Genomic DNA, 20,011 nt, shown 5'->3' with positions numbered 1-20,011 from the left:
TCTTGAGTATCCCCGTCCTCGCTGTTGCCGGCTTTCTGGGCGCCGGTAAGACCACGCTGCTGAATCACCTGCTGCGCAATGGCCGCGGGGCGCGAATCGGTGTGCTGGTCAACGACTTCGGCTCCGTCAACATCGATGCGATGCTGGTCGCCGGCCAGGTCGACGCCATGGCGTCGCTGTCCAACGGCTGCATCTGCTGCGTCGCCGAGGACGGTGAAGTCGCCGAGATGCTGGGCAAGCTGGCGGCGGTGCGCCCGGCCCTCGATCTGATCGTGGTGGAGGCCAGCGGCGTCGCCGAGCCGCCCGCGGTGGCGCGCACCATCATGACCGCCGGCTCGGACGACTTCCACTACGCCGGCCTCGTGCTGGTGGTCAATGCGACGGAACCGGAATTCGGGCACGGGTTGCCGGTGGCCGATCTGGTGGTGCTCAACCGCGCCTCTGAAACCGCCGACATCGACGACGTGCTCGCTCGAATTCGCGCCCAGAATCCGCGAGTTCCGGTGCAGCTCACCGATTTTGCGCGCATCGACCCGACGCTGCTCATCGACGTTCCGGAGCGCGCCCCACAGGCCCAGCTGTCGTTCGACGAGCTGCTGCACGACGATCACGACCACGAGCACCCCGTCTACCAGGCCGTCGAATACGCCACCGACGCCCACCTGAATCCGCGCCGGCTGCTGGCCCTGCTGCGGGACCGTCCCGAAGGTCTGTACCGGGCAAAGGGTTTCGTCGACTTCGGGGCCGGACACCGGTACCTGCTGCAGCTGGTCGGTGGCTCGCTGCGGCTGCAGAAACGCCGCGGCGCCGGCACCCAGCTGGTGTGCATCGGCACCGGCATGGACACCGACGAGGTGCGCGCGGCGCTGCACGAGTGCACCACCGAACCGGCCGACGAGAACGCGATCCTCGGGGTGCACAGATACGTGGTCCACTAGCCCGCCCGGCTGCCCGATATTCTGACCCCTCACCTGAGTTCGAGGAGCCCCAGTTGTTCAAGGTCAATGAGTACTTCGATGGCAAGGTCGCATCGATCGCCTTCGCGCCGGCCGAGGGGCCCGCGACTGTCGGTGTCATGGCCGTCGGCGAATACGAGTTCGGCACCTCCAGCCTCGAGATCATGCACGTGGTCTCCGGTGCCCTGACCGTCCAGCTGCCCGGCAGCGACGAGTGGGAAACCTTCGCCGCCGGAACGCAATTCACCGTGCCGGCCGACAGCAAGTTCGGCGTCCGCGTCGAGGTCGAGACCGCGTACCTCTGCGAATACCGGTAACTCTCCGCCTACGGTGAACTTGGTCGCGACTTTTCACAAAGTCGCGACCAAGTTCACTTTGCGCACCAAGATGGGCCCATGCCCTTTGGACGCCTCGCTGACCCTGACTGCACCATCGGCACCGACCCGCGCGCTGATCCGCGCATGGTCAAAGGACTCGCCGCGTTCGGGACGGACGGCCGACTGCCGGAACCGCCCCTGACGCTCGACTCCCCGCTCGAGCAGCTCGTGGAGTTCTCCAACTTCGCCGAACAGGGGACCGGCGCCGTCCTGAAGATGTTGGGGGAGAAGGCCCCCGCGCCCGAGGGCGTCAGCAGCACGACCACCACCATCACCGGCGCCGACGGCAACGAGATCACGCTCTACATCAGCCGGCCCACGGAGGCCGCCGGTCCGTTGCCCGCCGTGGTGCACCTGCACGGGGGTGGGATGGCCATCCTCAGCGCCGCGGACATCCAGTACGTCCGGCTCCGCGAGAACCTCGCGGCGGCAGGGCTCGTCGTCATCGGCGTCGAGTTCCGCAACTCCGGCGGCGCACTCGGCCCGCACCCGTTCCCCGCCGGGCTGGGCGATTGCGCGGCGGCCGTCCGGTGGACGGCGGCGAACAAAGACCAGCTCGGCATCAGCCACCTGATCGTGTCGGGGGAGTCCGGCGGCGGGAACCTCACACTGACGGTGGCGCTGAAGGCCAACCGGGAGGGCTGGGGCGACGAGATCGCCGGCGTCTACGCCCAGTGCCCCTACATCTCCAACCGGTGGCTCGAGGACGCCGACGACCTGCCGTCGCTGCGCGAGAACGACGGGTACTTCATCAGCTGTCTGCAACTGGCCCTGCTGGGTTTCCTCTACGACCCCGACCAGGAGCATGCGCAGGACGGCACCTGCTGGGCCGGGGCGGCCACCGACGCGGATCTGGCAGGACTTCCGCCGCACGTCATTTCGGTCAACGAGCTCGACCCGCTGCGCGACGAGGGCCTGGTCTACTACCGCAGGCTGGCGGCCGCCGGGGTGAGCGTCGTCGGCCGGATCGTGGCCGGCACCTGCCACGCCGGGGACATCCTGCTCGCCGGCGCCATGCCCGACGTCTTCGCCGCCACCATTCGCGACATCGTCGGATTCGCGCGGTCGGTCAGCTGAACGGCTTGCGCTGATCCAGCCGGCGCGAGCCCCGCCCGGCGCGGCGCCAGATGCGGGCGATCGCGTCGGTGTCCTCTTCGGTCACCAGGTTGCCCATGGCCCGGACCGCGACCGTCATCAGGTACTGCGACCGCATCGCGACCGGTCCGGTGATCGGCAGGAACTTCGGCACGGTCAGCAGGATCGCCAGCCGGCGGGCCACCGAGAACCCCGCGGCGTAGTGCTCCTGCAGCACCGCGGGCCAGGCCGCGCTCAGATCACCCGAGCCCAGCAGATCGGCGGCCAGCCGCCCGGTCTCCAGGCCGTAGTCGATGCCCTCGCCGTTGAGCGGGTTGACGCACGCCGCCGCGTCGCCGATCAGCATCCAGTTGGGCCCCGCCACCCCGGACACCGCGCCACCCATCGGCAGCAGCGCCGACTTGGCCAGCCGGGGCTGACCCTCGAAGCCCCACTCATCACGGCGCAGGTCGGTGTAGTGGGCGAGCAGCGGGCGCAACGCGGCGTCTGCCGGCCGCTTCTCGGTGGCCAGCGCGCCCACGCCGATGTTCACCTCGCCGTTGCCCAGCGGGAAGATCCAGCCGTAGCCGGGCAGCACCTCGCCTTCGGGCGAGCGCAGCTCCAGGTGCGACGTGATCCACGGTTCGGCGTGCCGGGGCGTCTCGATGTAGGCGCGGATCGCGACCCCGTACACCGTCTCCTGATGCCACTGCCGGCCCAGCACCCGGCCCAGCGTCGATCGGGCGCCGTCGGCGACGACGAGCTCACCCACGCCGATCTCTTGCCCGTCGTCGAGCTGCAGCGTGCGCACCCGGCCGGCGGCGTCGTGCTCCACGTCGACGGCTTTGACACCCAGCAGCATCTTCGCGCCGGAGTCGGCCGCGACCTGCCGGATCCGGTCGTCGAGTTCGGTGCGCGGCACGGCGCTGCTGGTGGCCGGGAACGACGGCCCCGGCCACCGGACCTCGCGCTGCGCGCCGAACCCGGCCATGCGCAGGCCTTGATGGCTGACCCGGCCCTCGAGCCACTCGCCGAGCCCGAGCTCACGCAGCTCCGCGATGGCCCGTGGAGTCAGGCCGTCGCCGCAGGCCTTGTCCCGGGGGAACTGCGCGGAGTCGATGACCAAGACGTCGCGGCCCCGGCGCGCTGCCCAGGCGGCAGCGGCGGAACCTGCCGGCCCGGCTCCGACCACGACCACATCTGCGTGCACGACCATGCCGCCCAGTATGTTGGACCCATGAAGACACCAGCGACAGTGGTCGCGGGCGTGGACTTTGGTGACGCCGCCTTCGCCGCGCAGGTTCGCGACGCGGTCGCGCGTATCGAAGACCTGATGTCGACCGAGCTGGGCAAAGCCGACGAGCTGATGGCCGAGGCGGTCCAGCACCTGTTCCAGGCTGGTGGCAAGCGGTTCCGTCCGCTGTTCACCGTGCTCTCGGCATCGCTGGGGCCGAACCCCGACAACGACGACGTCTCCATCGCCGGTGCCGTGATCGAGCTGGTGCACCTGGCGACGCTGTACCACGACGACGTCATGGACGAGGCCCAGGTGCGACGCGGCGCGGACAGCGCCAACGCCCGCTGGGGCAACAACATCGCGATCCTGGCCGGCGACTACCTGTTCGCCACCGCCTCGCGTCTGGTGTCCCGGCTGGGGCCCGACGCGGTCCGCGTCATCGCCGATACCTTCGCCCAGCTGGTGACGGGCCAGATGCGCGAGACCCGCGGCGCCGTCGAAGGTGCCGATCCCGTCGAGCACTACCTGAAGGTCGTCTACGAGAAGACCGCGTGCCTGATCGCGGCCTCCGGCCGGTTCGGCGCGACGTTCTCGGGCGCCGACGAGGAGCAGATCGAGCGGCTCAGCCGGCTCGGCGGCATCGTCGGCACCGTCTTCCAGATTTCCGACGACATCATCGACATCGACAGCGATCCCGACGAGTCGGGCAAGGTGCCGGGCACCGACCTGCGCGAAGGCGTGCACACCCTGCCGGTGCTGTACGCGCTGCGCGACACCGGGGCCGACGCCGACCGGCTGCGGGTGCTGCTGGCCAAGCCCATCGACAACGACGCCGACCTCGCGGAGGCGCTGGCGTTGCTCCGGGCGTCGGAGGGCATGGTCGAGGCCAAGCGCACCGTGCAGCGCTTCGCCGCGGACGCCCGCGCAGAGCTGAACATCCTGCCGGACCTGCCCGGCCGGCTGGCGCTGCTCAACCTGGTCGAGTACACCGCTGACCGCCACGGCTGACCGTCGATCGGGACACCGCGGAACCAGGCACCAGCTGCCGTGCGTTCAATTCAGTGAGTTGATTGCGCCGAGCATCGACTGCGCTTGGAGGAGCTAGCTGATGACGTGGAATCCGCACGCGAACACCGCGAAGACGTTCGCGCTGCTGGCGGGCTTCTCGACGCTCATCGTGCTGATCGGCTCGCTGTTCGGCAAGAACATCATGTACCTGGCGGTGCTGTTCGCCATCGGCATGAACGCCTACGTCTACTTCAACAGCGCCAAGATGGCGCTGCGGGCCATGCACGCGCAGCCCGTGAGCGAGATGCAGGCGCCGGCGATGTACCGGATCGTCCGCGAACTGGCCACCACGGCGCGGCAGCCGATGCCGCAGCTGTACATCAGTGACACCGCCGCGCCCAATGCCTTCGCCACCGGACGCAATCCCCGCAACGCCGCGGTGTGCTGCACCACGGGCATCCTGAACCTCCTCAGTGAGCGCGAACTGCGCGCCGTGCTGGGGCATGAGCTGTCGCATGTCTACAACCGCGACATCCTGATCTCCTGCGTGGCGGGCGCCATGGCATCGGTGGTGACCGCACTGGTCAACGTCGCCTACTTCATCGGCATGTTCGGTGGCGACCGTGACGACCGCCCCAATCCCTTTGTCCTGCTGGTTCTTTCGATCGTCGGCCCGTTGGCCGCGACGATCATCCGGCTGGCGGTGTCGCGCTCGCGTGAGTACCAGGCCGACCAGTCGGGCGCCGAGCTGACGGGCGACCCGCTGGCGCTGGCCAGCGCACTGCGCAAGATCAGCGACGGCGTGCAGCAGGCCCCGCTGCCCCCGGAGCCGCAACTGGCCGACCAGGCCCACCTGATGATCGCGAACCCGTTCCGGGCCGGCGAGAAGATCGGCAAGCTGTTCTCGACCCATCCACCCATCGAGGACCGGATCGCGCGCCTGGAGCGCATGGCTGGGCGATAGCGCCCGGCCTCTCCCGTTGACTCCGCACTGAGGGTCGTCGCTACTCGCTCTTTTGCGCCGCAGCCGCAGGGTCAACGAACACCCCGCGTTGATTCTGCCTTGGGGGCGTTGGCTACTCGCACTTTTGCGCCCTGGCTTCAGGGTCAACGGGCATCCGCGCGTCCTCGCCAAATTCATATCAAATATACCCCATGGGGGTACTTGACGGACGCCGCGACGCCTGCGTAACGTCGTCTGTGTCAGGTACCCCCAGGGGGTATAAAACGAGAAGGGATTCAGCGATGACGGTGGCGGTAACCCCGAAGACCGATTGGCATCTACGCGGCGAGTGGTTCGATGTGTGCAGCTGCAAGCTGCCCTGCCCGTGCAGCTTCGCGCAGGAGCCCACGCACGGCGACTGCCTGTTCACGCTCGTCTGGCAGGTGCACGAAGGGCATTACGGCACAAACGATTTGAGTGGCCTCGGGGTGGTGGCCCTGGGTGAGTTCGCCGGCAACATGTGGGTGGGTGACCCGGACGCCACCATGAAGCTGATGTTCTACATCGACGAGAAGGCCGACGCCGACCAGCGGCAGGCACTGGAGCGGATCTTCCGCGGCGACGAGGGCGGCTGGCCGGGGGAGTTCGGCAGTCTGATCAGCGAGCTGCGGGGCATCGAGTACGCGCCGATCAACTTCGCGGCGGCTGACGACCTCGGCTACTGGCGGGCGGAGATTCCGGGCAAGGTCGATGTGCGGGTCGAAGCGCTGACGGGACCGACGGCCGACCCGAACCGCCGCGTGACGACCGTCAACGCCCCGGGCGCCGAAGTGGGGCCGGGACAGGTGGCGACGTGGGGCGTGGTGAAGAAGGCCGACGCCGTCGGATTCGACTTCTCCCACGAGTACCTCGGCGCCTCGAGCAAGCATTTCCCGTTCGACTGGCGGCCCGACGGCGAACTGCCGAACGTCGAGGTGTCGCGAGTGGTCGAGCCGTCCGGTACCTGCTGCTGCAACTGACCTGACGACGATCTGAAAGCGACCCGGAAATGACACTGCGCCCAGGGCCCGCCGCTCTCGCGGTTTACGGCCCTGGGCGCAGGATCAATCAGGTACTACTCGGCAACCTCGACCAGGCGATCCACGCCGATCGGCGTCACCCGCAGGGCGGCCGCGCTGCCGATGTCGTAGAACAGCCCGATCACCTCGAGCTCGCCCGCGCGGTGCCGGGACCGGACCAGCGGGTGGGCGGCGAGGGTCTGCACCTGGAGCGCGACGTTGACGATCGACAACTGGTCGATGACGCCGAAGCCTTCCTCGGCCGCGGCCAGTGCCACGGGATGGCGGCCCTCGTCGAAGGCGCGCAACGTCGCGTCACCGTGCTCCAGCCAGGTGTGCAGGTGTTCGTCCTGGCCCTGATCCTTGCTCAGCACCGCGGTCATGGCGCCGCAGCTGGAGTGGCCGCACACCACGATCGAGGAGACCTGCAGGACGTCGACGGCGAATGCGATGGCCGCCTCGATCGACGCGTCGGTCCGTCCCTCCGGGATCAGGTTGCCGACGTTGCGCACCGTCAGCAGGTCGCCAGGGCCACTGCTGGTGATGAGGTTGGGCACGACCCGCGAGTCGACGCAGGTGATGAACAGCGTCTCGGGCTTCTGGGCGTGGGCCAGCTCTTCCATGTGCGGACGCAGCACGGGTGCGGTGCGGCGGTGGTAGGTCTCCAGGCCTTCCATGACGGAGTTGGTCTGGGTCTGCGACTTCCACGGGACGACGCCGGACCGCTTGTCGAACGGGTTGAAGCTGCGCGCGGGCGGGCCGGAAGTCGCGCTGTGCATTTCGACGGTGCCGTGCTCGTGGATCTCGACAGAGCCACCGCCGGCCACGTGCTGGCGCTTCCACTCATCGATGGTTTCGTGGGCGGCGTGGTCGATGAAGTCCACCGACAGGTCGATCGTGACGTCGGAGCCGGTCGGCAGCGACGCCAGCGCCGAGGTCAGGCGCGGCAGCGACAGGAAGCTGACGGAGCCCTCGATCACGATGCGCCAGTCGTTACCGGCGATGTGCTCGGTGACGATCTTGGCCCGGATCACGCGCCAGACGGTCAGCGCGACCGCCAGGGCGAGGCCGATCAGCACACCCTCGAGCAGATTGAGGAAGACGACGCCGAGAATCGTGATCACGTAGACCGCGATATCGCCTGTGCGCCGGGCGGTTTCGATGTGCGCCTTCTTGACCAACTGGCAGCCGATGACGATCAGCAGGCCGGCCAGCGCCGACGTCGGGATCAGCTGTGCCAGGCCGGCGAACGGCACCGCGAACAACAGGATCCAGAAACCGTGCAGGATGGCGGACGCCCGGGTCTTGGCGCCGGCGGTGACGTTGGTCGAGCTGCGCACGATCACGCCGGTGACGGGCAGGCCGCCGATGGCGCCGGAGACGGCGTTGGCCGCGCCCTGGCCGATCAGCTCACGATCGAAGTTGGTGCGGGGACCGTTGTGCATGCGATCCACCGACACCGCGGACAGCAGACTCTCGACGCTGGCGATCAGCGCGACGGTCAGCACGCCGGCGATGATGCCGTCCCAGTCGCCCGTGGGCAGGGTCGGCAGCGTCAGCGAGTCCAGCAGCGAGCCGTTGATCTGAATGCGTTTGACGTCGAACGGCAGCGCGACGGACAGCGCGGTGACGCCGACGATGGCGACCAGGGGACCGGGGATCCGGTTGATCGGCGCCGGTACCCAGCGCCACGCGACGAGCGTGACGATGACCAGCATGCCGAGCAGGAACCCGGCGCCCTGGATGTTCGTCAGCTGGGCGGGCAGTTCGTGGATGTTCTCCCACGCGGAGCTGTTGGACTTGCCACCCAGCAGCACGTGCAGCTGCTGCAGCGCGATGGTGACACCGATGCCGGCCAGCATGGCGTGCACGACGACCGGCGAGATCGCCAGCGCGGCCCGGGCCACGCGGCTCAGGCCGAACAGAATCTGCAGAATGCCGGCGCCGACGGTGATGGCGCACGTGACGCCCCAGCCGAATTCGGCGATCAGGCCGGCGACGACGACGGTCAGGCCGGCGGCCGGCCCGCTCACCTGCAGCGGCGAGCCGCCGAGCGCGCCGGCGACGATGCCACCGACGACGGCGGCGATGATGCCCGCCAGGATCGGAGCGTTGGAGGCGACGGCGATGCCGAGTGACAGTGGCAGTGCCACCAGGAATACGACGAGTGACGCCGGCAGGTCGTAGCGCAGTATCGCGCGTAGTCCCTTTGCCGGCGGGGCGGTTTCTAGCATGCCTAGGTTTCCGTTCTCCGTTAGTTGTCCGATGGACACATGTGCAGATGCGCGGCGTGAGTGGTGGCCCGCGCGCCCGCCGACGTCATTGTCGATCAAACATGTTGTGCAACAACATGTTTCATTCTGATTTGGCGGTCGCCGATGAGAGTCTGCGCCAATTGCTAAGTGCGAGAGTATTTATCGCCAGACGGGGTCGCAAGGCGAAGGGGACTTCCCATAGAGAACGCAAATCTTCTTGTCGCGCCAGTTGGTTGAGTAATTCGCAATCCTGCGCTACCGGGTGGAATCGGCGCGGCCGGTATGCTGGCGATTAGTGGTCCGACCAGTCAAAATGGCTGTATTGCAACGATTCTCGCGCATCACATCGGACTGTGTAAGTGACGTGAGTCATATCGAGGACTAATATTTGAACTCGGTATGAACGCAGTGACAATTATCGGTGCACTCAACACAATGGAAGAATGACAACGATGTCGGTACCACCTCGCGAGCGTCACCCCCGGGCCGCCGTGCTCGGCCAGCTGCCGCGCATGGAACGTGCCGACGGATCCCCCATCCGGGTGTTGCTGGTCGATGATGAGCCGGCGCTGACCAACCTGGTCAAGATGGCGCTGCACTACGAGGGCTGGGTTGTCGAGGTCGCGCACAACGGCCGCGATGCGGTGACCAAATTCGGCGAGATGGAACCCGACCTCGTGGTGCTCGACATCATGCTGCCCGACACCGACGGCCTGCAGTTGCTGCAGCGGGTGCGCTCGGCGGAGGGCTACACGCCGACCCTGTTTCTCACCGCGCGGGACTCCGTGATGGACCGGGTCACCGGGTTGACCGCCGGTGCCGACGACTACATGACCAAGCCGTTCAGCCTCGAAGAGCTCGTGGCGCGGCTGCGTGGACTGCTGCGCCGGTCCAGCCACCTGGCGCCCGAGTCCGACGAGGTGCTCAAGGTCGGCGACATGGTGCTCAACGGCGCCAGCCGGGAAGTGACCCGCGCCGGTGAACTGATCTCGTTGACCGTCACCGAGTTCGAACTGCTCCGGTACCTGATGCGTAACCCGCGACGGGCCATCGCCCGCGCGGAGATTCTCGACCGGGTGTGGAACTACGGGTTCGGCGGCAAGTCGAGCATCGTCGATCTCTACATCTCGTATCTGCGCAAGAAGATCGACACCGATCGTGAACCGATGATCCACACAGTGCGCGGCGTGGGCTACATGCTGCGCCCTGCCGACGCGGAGGACTAATCTGCCCGAGGTGACACGCGTGACCCGGGTCCCGACTCGAGTGCTGGCCCGAAATCCGGCTCGGGTGCCGTGGTGGCGTCCGCGGACCCTGCGCCGGCGTCTCGTGCTCGGCGTCACCTCTCTGGTCACCGTGGTGCTGCTGGCGGTCGGGGTGCTGTCGGTGTACAGCCTGCACAGCTATGTGTCCGCGATGAGCGACGCGGAATTGGACCGTTCGCTCGATGCTCTCGGTCATTCGTATGACCGCTTGGAGATCAAGCGCGGTGACCCGGCACATCCCATCGACGCCGGGGAAGACGGCCTGACGGCCTTCGGTGGCCAGGCCCCGGGCAATCTCATCGCCGTCGTGCACAAGGGCGTCGTCGTGCAGTCCGCGGTGTTCCCGGACGGGGAACCGAAGCCGGTCCAGCCCGACGTCATCAAGGCTGTCAGTGGGCAGCAGTGGACGAATCTCGGACCGCGCACGGTGAAGCTGCCGAAACTCGGCTGGTACCGATTGGCGGGCCAGGACGCCGGCGGCGGTGACGTGCTGGTCTCCGGGGTGTCCATGGAAGAGGCCAACAGCGTGGTGGCGCGCAAGACCGTCGCGGTCGCGGTCATGACGCTGCTGGCCATCGCGCTGACGGCTGTCGGCACCATCGCGGTGGTGAACTATGCGCTGCGGCCGCTGAGCCGCGTGGCCTCGACGGCGGCCAAGGTGGCGACCCGACAGTTCGGCAGTGAGGACCACCGCATCACAGAACGGGTCCGGCCCGAGGACACCGATCCGCGTACCGAGGTCGGCATCGTGGGGGACACCCTCAACAAACTGCTGGACAACGTCGACAGCGCGCTGGCCGAACTCGCCGCCTCCCACCGTCGGACGCGGCAGTTCCTCACCGATGCCAGCCACGAGTTGCGGACCCCGCTGGCCGCCATCCGCGGGTACGCCGAGCTGACCCGACAGGACAGCGCGGCACTGCCCGAGACCACCGAATACGCGCTGGCCCGCATCGAGTCCGAGGCGCAGCGGATGTCCGGTCTGGTGGAGGACCTGCTGTTGATATCGCGTCTGGAGGAGCATCAGGACCTCGAGACCGATGATGTCGATCTGTGCGATCTGGTGATCAACGCGGTCAACGACGCCGCGGTGTCGTCGCCCGTGCATCGCTGGCGCTCGCGCCTGCCTGACGTGTCGGTGTGGGTACGCGGTGACCCGGCGCGGTTGCATCAGGTGATCGGCAACCTGCTGGCCAATGCGCGGGTGCACACGCCGGCGGGAACGGCGGTCACGGCGACCTTGACCCCGGGCCCCGGATATGTGGAACTGACCGTCGCCGACGACGGTCCGGGAATTCCCGAAGAATTGTTGCCGAATTTGTTCGACAGATTTGTGGTTGCCGACAAATCGCGTTCTCGCGCGCTCGGAAGCACCGGCCTCGGTCTGGCGATCGTGTCGACGATCGTCAAAGCGCACGGCGGCCGGGTGAAAGTCGAATCAAACACTGCGGGAACGACTTTCCGGGTCCGGTTGCCGATGCTGCGGGACGTCGGCGAGTACGTGACGATGAGTGAGTCGTACACCCCGCACACCGTCGAGACGACTATTTGAGTTTCGCCTGAATTCCGCATGATCCATGCGGGTATCGGTATGCGTTCGACCTGAGAATGCGTTTCTCGATCAATTCCGCGGCTACTGTCGAAGTTATTGATTCAGTGCAATCTGCGCTGAATGCGGGAGAGGGAAAAACATGAACAATCCCACGAAGATCCCAGTCGGAACCGGAATCGTCCTGGCCTTGATGGTCGCGCTGGCCGTACCGGCCGCGGCTCGTCCGGTCGTGCCGCCCGGCCCCGGGGAATCCGCGACGCAGACGATCCACCGGCTGCAGACCGAGGGCTTCCGGGTGATCGAGTCGCGGGTCGGCAGCGGATCTCTCGACAAATGCACCGTCACCGCGGTCCGGCACGGCCGCGAGCTGTCGAGTCAGGAAGGCAAGCTGCGCGGCCAGAGCACCACGGTTTACGTCGACCTCGGCTGCAAGTGATTTGACGCTGGCGCTGCGAGCTATGGCGACGGGGTTCTACTCTGAGCAGGTGTTGAGCAGATTCCTGATCGGTGCGGTCGCGGCCACTTGGGCGATCTCGTTGGTGCCGGGCGTTGCCGCGGCCGATCCGCCGCCGGAGCCGGTGCCCCCGCCACCGGGACCCGCTGCGCCGAACCTCAACGGATTCAAGCCCGTCAGTCCGTCGAATTTCGCCAGCAAGGACGGCTCCTTCTACATGTTCCAGGCGCCCGGCGGCCTGACCTGCGTGATGCGCCGCAACGAAGGCGAGTACGGCTGTAGCGGCCCGCTGCCGGGCGCGCCGGAAGGCTCCAACGTGGTCGTCGGCGGTCAGTTCGGTGCGCCGGCGTTCAACATCCTGAACGGCCCGAAGTACCTCGGCGAGATGCCCGGCGCGGTGCAGACATTGCCTGCCGGTTCGCGGATCAGCTACCGCAACATCACCTGCGGCACCGACGGCACCATGACGGCGTGCGTCAACGGCTTCGACCAGTCCGGTTTCGTGGTCAGCCCGTCGGGCAGCTTCATCGTCAACGAGTCGAATCCGTTGCTGGACAGGCCGAAAGACCGCAGCCCCTACGCGAACTGATCGCAGCGCGCGCGAGCGCGGAACTCAGAAGCCCGAGCCGTGTACTTCGTGCCCGGGCTTCTCGAGCATCAGGCCGGCATAGGCGTCCGCCACCGTGCAGCCGTGGTTGATCACCCGATCCACCTCGCGGGCGATCGGCATGCTGAGCCCGTGCGTCTCGGCGAACTCCATGATCACGCTGGCGGCCTTGACCCCCTCGGCGACCTGGTTCATCGACGAGATGATCTCCTCGATGCTCTTGCCCTGACCCAGCTGTTCGCCGACGTGCCGGTTGCGGCTGCGCTGGCTGGTACAGGTGACGATCAGGTCGCCCATGCCGGCCAGGCCCGCGAACGTGTCCCGGTTGCCGCCCATCGCCACGCCCAGCTTGGACATCTCGGCCACCGCGCGCGCCATCACCATCGCTCGGGTGTTCTCGCCGATGCCCAATGAGTACCCCATGCCGACGGAGATGGCGTACACGTTCTTGAGCGCCCCGGCCATCTCGACGCCGATCACGTCGTCGGTCGTGTAGGTGCGAAAGCGCCTGGTGCGGAACAGGCCCGCGATATTGGCGGCCAGGTGCTGGTCCGGCATGGCCAGCACGGCGGCGGCGGCATAGCCCTCGGCGACCTCGCGGGCGATGTTTGGTCCGGCCAGGATCCCGGCCGGATGCCCGGGCAGCACCTCGTCGACGATCTGGCTCATGCGCATGTTGGTGCCCTGCTCCAGGCCCTTGACCAACGACACCACCGGGACCCAAGGTCGCAGTTCCTTGGCCAGTTCGCCCAGCACGTTGCGGAAGCCGTGCGACGGCACACCCATCACGATGACGTCGGCGCAGTTGGCTGCCTCGGAGAAGTCGGTGGTCGCCCGCAGTGATTCGGGCAGCGCCACCCCGTCGCCCAGATAGCGGCTGTTGCAGTGCTTTTCGTTGATGTCGGCCGCCGTCTCCGCGGACCGCACCCACTGCAGCGTCGGTCCCCGTCGCGCGCAGATCGAGGCCACCGTGGTGCCCCAGGATCCGCCACCGAGGACGACGACGGTCGGTACGCGCTGCGCTGGTGCCATGGCGACAGGTTATGTCGGAGTGTCCGGTCGGTGGTGCGGTTTGAATGTTGTGTCGGTTGGTACCTGCGACCTGTGCGACGATCGGATGAGGGATCGCCGAGGGGGTGCGGCAGCAGTGACGGTGACGGTGTCGCGCGTTCGCGCGGCCAAGCCCGAGGCACTGCTCGACGCCGCGGATGAGGTACGGACCACGTCAGCCGCGCTGGAGATCGTCATCGGCGTCGAGCGCGGCCAGCTGGCGAACGTGAAAGCGAACTGGCACGGGCAGGCCGCCGACGCCGCAGTCGCCAAGGCGCAGCAGCTGATCGATGAGCAGGAGGCCTACCGCGGCAGGCTGGACCAGCTGACCAAGGCGCTGACCGACGGCGGAAATCAGCTGACGTCTCTGCGCAGCACCCTGCTGGAATTCGTCGACACCGCGATCCAACTCGGGTTTTCGGTCAGCGACGATGGCGTGGTCACACCGCAGCAGTGGCTGATCGGGGACTTGGGGCCCCTCAAGAAGGCGGCGGAGTTCTTCACCACGTCCATCCAGGAACAGTTGAAGGCCTTCGACACCACTGACACGCTCACCGCGACGGCTATCGACCAGGCGGTGCAAGGCCAGAAGCCCTCGGCGCCGGTGAACATCGGCGGGCAGGACATCCAGATTCCGCCTCCGGGAACCAACCCCGAGGACGTCGAAAAATGGTGGACCGCACTGACTCCGGAGCAGCGGCAGCAGCTGATCGCCCGGCACCCACCCGAATTGGGCAACCTCAACGGCGTCCCGGCGAGTGCTCGGGACGCGGTCAATCAGCAGGTGATGAACGACGACCTGAACCGGGTGCGCGACGTCGCCAACCGCAACCATGTCTCCGAGGACGACGTCCTCAAGGACCCCGGCCGGTACGGGCTGACACAGACCGACGCCACCCGGTTCTACAACGCGCGGCGGACCAGCGAGGGGCTGGCGCACCAGCGCGGATCGAACACGGACCCGAACAGGTCACGTCCGGTCATGCTCTGGGCCTACCAACCGGAGGCGGACGGCGGGCAGGGGCGGGCAGCCATCTGCCTCGGCAACCCGGACACTGCCAACAACACCACGGTCATCGTGCCGGGCACCGGGAGCAGTGTCCACGACGGCTGGTTGGCGGACGGTCACGACGACGCCATCCACGTGTACGACCAGGCGAAGCTGGCCGACCCGAATAGCTCGACCGCGGTGATGATGTGGATGGGGTACGACGCACCCGACAGCTTCACCGATCCGCGGATCGCGAACCCGACCCTGGCTCGGCAGGGCGGCGACCTGCTGGCTGCCGACGTCAATGGCCTGGCGGCCACGCACTTGGGCACCTCCCATGTGACGGTGATGGGGCACTCCTACGGGTCCACCACCGTCGCCGATGCGTGTGCGGGCAGCGGCATGAAAGTCAACGATGTCGTGTTGATCGGTTGTCCTGGAACAGATTTGGCGCACAGCGCGGCGGACTTCCACGTCAATGGTGGCCAGGTGTACGTCGGGGCGGCGTCGACCGATCCCGTCGCCCGGCTCGGTACGGGCGGTCCGGGGGCGGCGCAATGGCTGAACGCGGAGCTCGGTAATCCGCTGGGGCCGGTCGCCGGTCTGGGGACCGACCCGTCGGCAGAGGGCTTCGGCGCCACCCGGTTCCGGGCCGAGGTGGCCGGCGAGACCGGCTGGAGTTTCCATGATCACTCGAAGTACTACGACATGGGCAGTGAGTCGTTGCGCGCGATGACCGACATCGCCAGCGGGCACAGCGAACGCCTTGCGACCGACGGACTACTGGCCGAGGACCGGCACCGGCCGACCTTCTCGACACCCGACCACGTCAACCTGCCGTTCGGTGTCGAGGTGCCGGTGCCGCATGTGGACATCCCCATACCCGGGACCCCGGCATATTCGGATCCCGAATCCAATCGCCCAGGTGAGACGGTGAAGAACGACCATGATTACAGGTAGTCGATATCGCGTCGGCACAGCGGCTTTCGTATGTGCCCTGATGTTAGGAGGATGTGGCTTGCTTCCCCATAGCGATCGTCCAGTGCACCCCATGACCGATGAAGAGTCCATGGCCCAGGTCATCAATGCGGGTCGTCAATTGCGGAAAGTGGCTGGGCTGCATGACGTTAGCGGTGGCGGCTATCTCGCGTTCTGCAATGACGATGGCGATCCGCCGAACAAGGGCTACCTCGAGATGAGTGCGTTGCTGCCGTCGGGCGTCAGCGGCCAGGACTACGCCGCGCAGGTGAAGGCCGCCATGCTGGCGTCGGGATGGTCAGACAAGCTGCCCTCCCAACACATGTACGGCGGCACCATCAACCGGGACGGCGTCGCGGTCAACATCGAGTACTACCAGGGCGAAAGTCGGCTCGCGTTCAAGATTTACGGCGAATGCCGCAACATGACCAACCATCATGGTGACAGCAAGAACAACGGCACCAACTTGACCAAAGAGCTGAACAGCGACGGCTGAGCGCTACCGGTAATTGACGAACTGCAGCGCCACGTCCAGGTCGGCGCCCTTGAGCAGGGCGATGATGGCCTGCAGGTCGTCGCGCTTCTTGCTGGAGACCCGGATCTCGTCGCCCTGAATCTGCGCCTTGACTCCCTTGGGGCCCTCGTCGCGGATGATCTTGGTGATCTTCTTGGCCTGCTCGCTGGTGATGCCCTGCTGCAGCGTGCCCGAGACGCGGTAGGTCTTGCCGCTGGGCTGCGGGTCGCCGGCGTCGAACGCCTTCATCGAGATGTCGCGGCGGACCAGCTTCTCCTTGAACACGTCGACCGCGGCCTTGACGCGCTCCTCGGTCGAGCTGACCAGCTCGATGACCTCGTCGCCCTTCCAGGCGATGGTGGTGTCGGTGCCACGGAAGTCGAAGCGGGTGGACAGCTCCTTGGCGGCCTGGTTGAGGGCATTGTCGACTTCCTGCCGGTCGACCTTGCTGACGATGTCGAACGATGAATCCGCCATTGGATTGCCCTCCGTATCTGCGCCCCTGGTGGGGGTCCCGTTTTCGTGTTCGGTACATCTTCGTTGTACTCTGCTACTCGCGCCAAACCCGGTACCCCGGAAGGCGACAAACCCGGCAGGTTGCCCGAGCGGCCAATGGGAGCGGACTGTAAATCCGTCGGCGAAAGCCTACACAGGTTCGAATCCTGTACCTGCCACACTGATCAGGCCCCCTTTCGAGGGGGCCTGATTTCGTTTCACGAGTTGATCGGCTGCCGATCGCCGGCAGCCGAATCGAGGGCGGTCGTTAGGATTTCACCCATGGTCGAGTCCCCAACAGATCGTGACGTCGTGCTCGACGTCGAGGGATCCGGTGTGCAACCACCGGTCGACCCGAAGATTCGTGCGAGATTCGCGCAGCTGGAACGATTTGCGCCCGCCATCGGATCCCGATGGGCCACCGAGCTGTGGTGCACGCCACCGATCATCGAGCAGAGCCTGCGCATGCCGCCCGGCGTCGCACCCGGCGCACCGCTGGAAGCGCACTGGGACGGCCACCGCATCGCCGGTGAGTCCTGGGGCGACGGGCCGCCGGTGTACCTGGTGCACGGCTGGGGCGGCCGCCGCCCGCACCTGGGCATGTTCGTCAAACCGCTCGTGGCCGCCGGGTATCGGGTCATCGCGTTCGACCTGCCCAGCCACAACGAGTCCGAGCCGGGCGCGCTCAAGCCGGGACGCACCACCGCCATCGAATGCGCCGCCGCGGTCGCGGCGGTCATCCGCGAGCACGGGCCGGCCCACGCGGTCGTTGCCCATTCGCTCGGGGCCAATTCGGCCACCATGGCGGCGGCGGTTCATGGCGCGAAGGTCGGGCGGTTGGTGCTGCTCGCGCCGATGGGCGACTACCCGATGTACCTGGACCTGTTCGGCGCGCGGCACAACTTCGGCCGTCGGATCCGCGCGGGCCTGCAACGGCGACTGGTGCGCCGCATCGGCATGTCGCTGGCCGACACCAACATGGTCAACCTCGGTGCCCGGGCCAACCACCCACCGCTGCTGCTCATCCACGACCCCGATGACCCAGACAGCCCCTACTCGTCGAGCGAGAAGCTCGCCGCGTCGTGGCCCGGCGCCCAGCTGTTGACCACCAAGGGCCTCGGAAAGCTGGCGCACTACCGGATGCTGCGGCACCGCCCGGCGATCACCGCCGGCATCGAGTTCATCGGTAGCCCGGCCTAGCGGCCGTCGACAGTGGGGGATGACGAGGAGATCCGGCCGGCATTCTGCGTAAACCCCCACGCTCGATGAAAGGCGCCGCATCGGCGGCGAGCATCGGCTGCCGGGACTAACGTCAGCCCCGTGGACGCCGCAATCGCTGCGATCGGTCACGCGCTGGCCCTGGCCGGCTCGATGACGTGGGAGATTCTCTGGGCGCTGATCCTCGGGTTCGCGCTGTCGGCGGTGGTGCAGGCCGTCGTCCGGAAGTCGACGATCGTGCGGCTCCTCGGTGACGACAAACCGAAAACCCTCGCCGTGGCGGCGGGACTCGGCGCGGCATCGTCGTCGTGCTCGTACGCCGCAGTGGCGTTGGCCCGCTCGCTGTTTCGCAAGGGCGCCAACTTCACCGCCGCGATGGCGTTCGAGATCGGCTCCACCAACCTCGTCGTCGAACTCGGCATCATCCTGGCCCTGCTGATGGGCTGGCAGTTCACCGCCGCGGAATTCATCGGCGGCCCGATCATGATCGTCGTGCTGGCGGTGCTGTTCCGGTTGTTCGTCCGGAGTCGCCTCATCGACGAAGCCCGCGTGCAGGCGGACTACGGCCGCGCGGGCTCGATGGAGGGGCATGCCGCGATGGACATGTCGGTGCAGGGGGAGGGCTCGTTCGCCAAGCGCCTGTTCTCGGCGCCGGGGTTCACCTCGGTGTCGCATGTGTTCGTCATGGAATGGGCTGCGATCCTGCGCGACCTGATCCTCGGCCTGCTGATCGCCGGAGCGATCGGCGCGTGGGTGCCGAATGCGTTCTGGGAGAACTTCTTCCTCGCCGACGACCCCACCTGGTCGGCGATCTGGGGGCCGATCGTCGGCCCGGTCGTGGCCATCGTGTCGTTCGTCTGCTCCATCGGCAACGTGCCGCTGGCGGCGGTGCTGTGGAACGGCGGCATCAGCTTCGGCGGCGTGATCGCCTTCATCTTCGCCGACCTGCTGATCCTGCCGATCCTCAACATCTACCGGAAGTACTACGGCACCCGGATGATGCTGACGCTGCTGGCCACCTTCTACATCTCGATGGTCGCGGCGGGCTACCTCGTCGAATTGCTTTTCGGCGCAACCGGTCTCATCCCCGCCCAGCGCAACGCCATGGTGATGGACAGCGGTATCTCGTGGAACTACACCACCTGGCTCAACATCGTCTTCCTGCTGCTGGCCGCGCTGCTGGTGGTCCGCTTCGTCCGCACCGGTGGCATCCCGATGCTGCGCATGATGGGCGGCTCACCTGACACGGGGCACGACGGCAGCCACGATCACCACGCCGGCCACGCGCACTAGACGATCTTGAACACCCGAACCCCGCCAGCAGTCCGTGGCGGATGCACCGAGTTCGAGGCGTGAGGCCTTTCCTACCGATCAGGTTGTGGCCGGTTTTGGCCCAGCAGCGTGGTGAGCCCTGCGAAGACAACGCTGAGATTGAAATCCCACTGGGAGTCCTCGTCGGGATCTGCTCTCCGCGCCACCAGGTTCCGATGCAGCAGGGTGAAGTCGGTTTCGCCGGCGCTGCTGATGGCCTCGATGGCCTCTTCGCGCTGCGGGTGATTGCGCTGCCCAGTGCGGAGCAGGGAATCTCGCGCAGAAGTCAGTGCGAGTTCGATGACGACATTGGTCGCACGGCCCGCCTGCTCCACTTCGAAGCCGGCGTGCACGAGTGTTTCGAGCAGGTACTCGGCCTTGCGCAATGAGTCGAGGCCGAGGGCGCCCTCGATTGGGAAGGTGTCGTGGATTCCGAACATGAGTATGGCGCGGCGGATCGTTTCTCCGAACCAGCGCAGGACATCACGCCAATCATCCTGCGGCGGTGGGGGAACGCGCGAGAATTCGGACTTGAACACCTCGGCCGCCATCAGTCGCAGCAGAGTTTCGCGATCGCGGACGTGATAGTTGAGCGACTTGCGCTCGACGCCCAGGGCGTCGGCTACGGCCTTCATGGTCACAGGCTCCGGTACCACCCTGAGAGCGGC

Annotated in this window: 19 protein-coding genes and 1 tRNA gene; 15 read left to right on the top strand and 5 right to left on the bottom strand. The window is 67.0% G+C overall.

The annotated features are described in order from the left end of the window. Positions 1-2: 2 nt before the first annotated feature. The 3 genes from AC1U2B_RS15965 to AC1U2B_RS15955 all read left to right on the top strand — a co-directional run bounded on the left by AC1U2B_RS15965 (position 3) and on the right by AC1U2B_RS15955 (position 2,410). Positions 3-938, top strand: a complete 936-nt coding sequence (locus tag AC1U2B_RS15965; RefSeq protein ID WP_480217512.1) for a CobW family GTP-binding protein — start codon at positions 3-5, stop codon at positions 936-938. A gap of 53 nt (positions 939-991) precedes the next feature. Next, on the top strand, positions 992-1,273 hold the full coding sequence (ppnP, locus tag AC1U2B_RS15960; protein ID WP_480217511.1) for a pyrimidine/purine nucleoside phosphorylase: 282 nt from the start codon (positions 992-994) through the stop codon (positions 1,271-1,273). A 78-nt stretch (positions 1,274-1,351) separates the two neighbouring features. Next, complete coding sequence (locus AC1U2B_RS15955; RefSeq protein WP_480217510.1) at positions 1,352-2,410, top strand: alpha/beta hydrolase; 1,059 nt, start codon at positions 1,352-1,354, stop codon at positions 2,408-2,410. Here AC1U2B_RS15955 and menJ read toward each other — a convergent pair. Beyond that, positions 2,403-3,623 (bottom strand): menaquinone reductase MenJ, encoded by a 1,221-nt coding sequence (gene menJ / locus AC1U2B_RS15950; RefSeq protein ID WP_480217509.1) that lies wholly within the window; start codon positions 3,621-3,623, stop codon positions 2,403-2,405. The genes AC1U2B_RS15955 and menJ overlap by 8 nt on opposite strands. Positions 3,624-3,644: 21 nt before the next feature. Here menJ and grcC1 point away from each other — a divergent pair, with 21 nt between their 5' ends. From grcC1 to AC1U2B_RS15935, 3 genes are all read left to right on the top strand, one after another. Beyond that, a complete protein-coding gene (gene grcC1, locus AC1U2B_RS15945; RefSeq protein WP_480217508.1) occupies positions 3,645-4,652 on the top strand; it encodes a nonaprenyl/(2E,6E)-farnesyl/geranylgeranyl diphosphat synthase in 1,008 nt (335 codons plus the stop codon). Between the two features lie 100 nt (positions 4,653-4,752). Continuing rightward, complete coding sequence (htpX, locus tag AC1U2B_RS15940; protein WP_043401512.1) at positions 4,753-5,616, top strand: zinc metalloprotease HtpX; 864 nt, start codon at positions 4,753-4,755, stop codon at positions 5,614-5,616. 287 nt (positions 5,617-5,903) lie between these two features. Beyond that, positions 5,904-6,614 (top strand): DUF1326 domain-containing protein, encoded by a 711-nt coding sequence (locus AC1U2B_RS15935; protein ID WP_480217754.1) that lies wholly within the window; start codon positions 5,904-5,906, stop codon positions 6,612-6,614. Between the two features lie 95 nt (positions 6,615-6,709). On the opposite strand, the gene AC1U2B_RS15930 is transcribed toward AC1U2B_RS15935, so the two are convergent. Then, positions 6,710-8,887: a SulP family inorganic anion transporter gene (locus tag AC1U2B_RS15930; protein ID WP_480217507.1), complete on the bottom strand. Its 2,178-nt coding sequence runs from the start codon at positions 8,885-8,887 to the stop codon at positions 6,710-6,712. A 464-nt stretch (positions 8,888-9,351) separates the two neighbouring features. Here AC1U2B_RS15930 and AC1U2B_RS15925 point away from each other — a divergent pair, with 464 nt between their 5' ends. The 4 genes from AC1U2B_RS15925 to AC1U2B_RS15910 all read left to right on the top strand — a co-directional run bounded on the left by AC1U2B_RS15925 (position 9,352) and on the right by AC1U2B_RS15910 (position 12,768). After that, positions 9,352-10,134, top strand: a complete 783-nt coding sequence (locus tag AC1U2B_RS15925) for a response regulator transcription factor (RefSeq protein WP_043984926.1) — start codon at positions 9,352-9,354, stop codon at positions 10,132-10,134. A gap of 19 nt (positions 10,135-10,153) precedes the next feature. Beyond that, positions 10,154-11,725: a sensor histidine kinase gene (locus AC1U2B_RS15920; protein WP_234711383.1), complete on the top strand. Its 1,572-nt coding sequence runs from the start codon at positions 10,154-10,156 to the stop codon at positions 11,723-11,725. A 139-nt stretch (positions 11,726-11,864) separates the two neighbouring features. Then, a complete protein-coding gene (locus AC1U2B_RS15915) occupies positions 11,865-12,161 on the top strand; it encodes a hypothetical protein (protein WP_480217506.1) in 297 nt (98 codons plus the stop codon). Between the two features lie 49 nt (positions 12,162-12,210). Further along, a complete protein-coding gene (locus AC1U2B_RS15910) occupies positions 12,211-12,768 on the top strand; it encodes a hypothetical protein (RefSeq protein ID WP_231575692.1) in 558 nt (185 codons plus the stop codon). Between the two features lie 24 nt (positions 12,769-12,792). On the opposite strand, the gene AC1U2B_RS15905 is transcribed toward AC1U2B_RS15910, so the two are convergent. Beyond that, positions 12,793-13,818, bottom strand: a complete 1,026-nt coding sequence (locus tag AC1U2B_RS15905) for an NAD(P)H-dependent glycerol-3-phosphate dehydrogenase (RefSeq protein ID WP_043401519.1) — start codon at positions 13,816-13,818, stop codon at positions 12,793-12,795. A 115-nt stretch (positions 13,819-13,933) separates the two neighbouring features. Between AC1U2B_RS15905 and AC1U2B_RS15900 the strand changes: the two genes are divergently transcribed. Together AC1U2B_RS15900 and AC1U2B_RS15895 are read left to right on the top strand one after the other, a co-directional pair. After that, positions 13,934-15,787 (top strand): alpha/beta hydrolase, encoded by a 1,854-nt coding sequence (locus AC1U2B_RS15900; RefSeq protein ID WP_480217505.1) that lies wholly within the window; start codon positions 13,934-13,936, stop codon positions 15,785-15,787. 109 nt (positions 15,788-15,896) lie between these two features. Beyond that, the gene (locus AC1U2B_RS15895; RefSeq protein ID WP_480217504.1) at positions 15,897-16,301 is read left to right on the top strand and encodes a lipoprotein LppJ family protein; all 405 of its coding nucleotides are present in this window, start codon (positions 15,897-15,899) and stop codon (positions 16,299-16,301) included. 3 nt (positions 16,302-16,304) lie between these two features. On the opposite strand, the gene AC1U2B_RS15890 is transcribed toward AC1U2B_RS15895, so the two are convergent. After that, positions 16,305-16,796 (bottom strand): YajQ family cyclic di-GMP-binding protein, encoded by a 492-nt coding sequence (locus AC1U2B_RS15890; RefSeq protein ID WP_043401524.1) that lies wholly within the window; start codon positions 16,794-16,796, stop codon positions 16,305-16,307. A gap of 114 nt (positions 16,797-16,910) precedes the next feature. Here AC1U2B_RS15890 and AC1U2B_RS15885 point away from each other — a divergent pair. The 3 genes from AC1U2B_RS15885 (at position 16,911) to AC1U2B_RS15875 (ending at position 19,325) form a co-directional block, all read left to right on the top strand. After that, positions 16,911-16,993, top strand: a tRNA-Tyr gene (locus AC1U2B_RS15885). Between the two features lie 103 nt (positions 16,994-17,096). After that, complete coding sequence (locus AC1U2B_RS15880; RefSeq protein ID WP_480217503.1) at positions 17,097-18,014, top strand: alpha/beta fold hydrolase; 918 nt, start codon at positions 17,097-17,099, stop codon at positions 18,012-18,014. Positions 18,015-18,134: 120 nt separating this feature from the next. Beyond that, on the top strand, positions 18,135-19,325 hold the full coding sequence (locus AC1U2B_RS15875) for a permease (protein ID WP_480217502.1): 1,191 nt from the start codon (positions 18,135-18,137) through the stop codon (positions 19,323-19,325). A gap of 71 nt (positions 19,326-19,396) precedes the next feature. On the opposite strand, the gene AC1U2B_RS15870 is transcribed toward AC1U2B_RS15875, so the two are convergent. Beyond that, positions 19,397-19,978 (bottom strand): TetR/AcrR family transcriptional regulator C-terminal domain-containing protein, encoded by a 582-nt coding sequence (locus tag AC1U2B_RS15870; protein WP_480217501.1) that lies wholly within the window; start codon positions 19,976-19,978, stop codon positions 19,397-19,399. Between the last annotated feature and the right edge of the window lie 33 nt (positions 19,979-20,011).

It is taken from the genome of Mycolicibacterium sp. P4_G11 (assembly GCF_056555145.1).
Note: the sequence above shows the minus strand (reverse complement) of the source record. Positions and strands in the feature narration are given on the sequence as shown.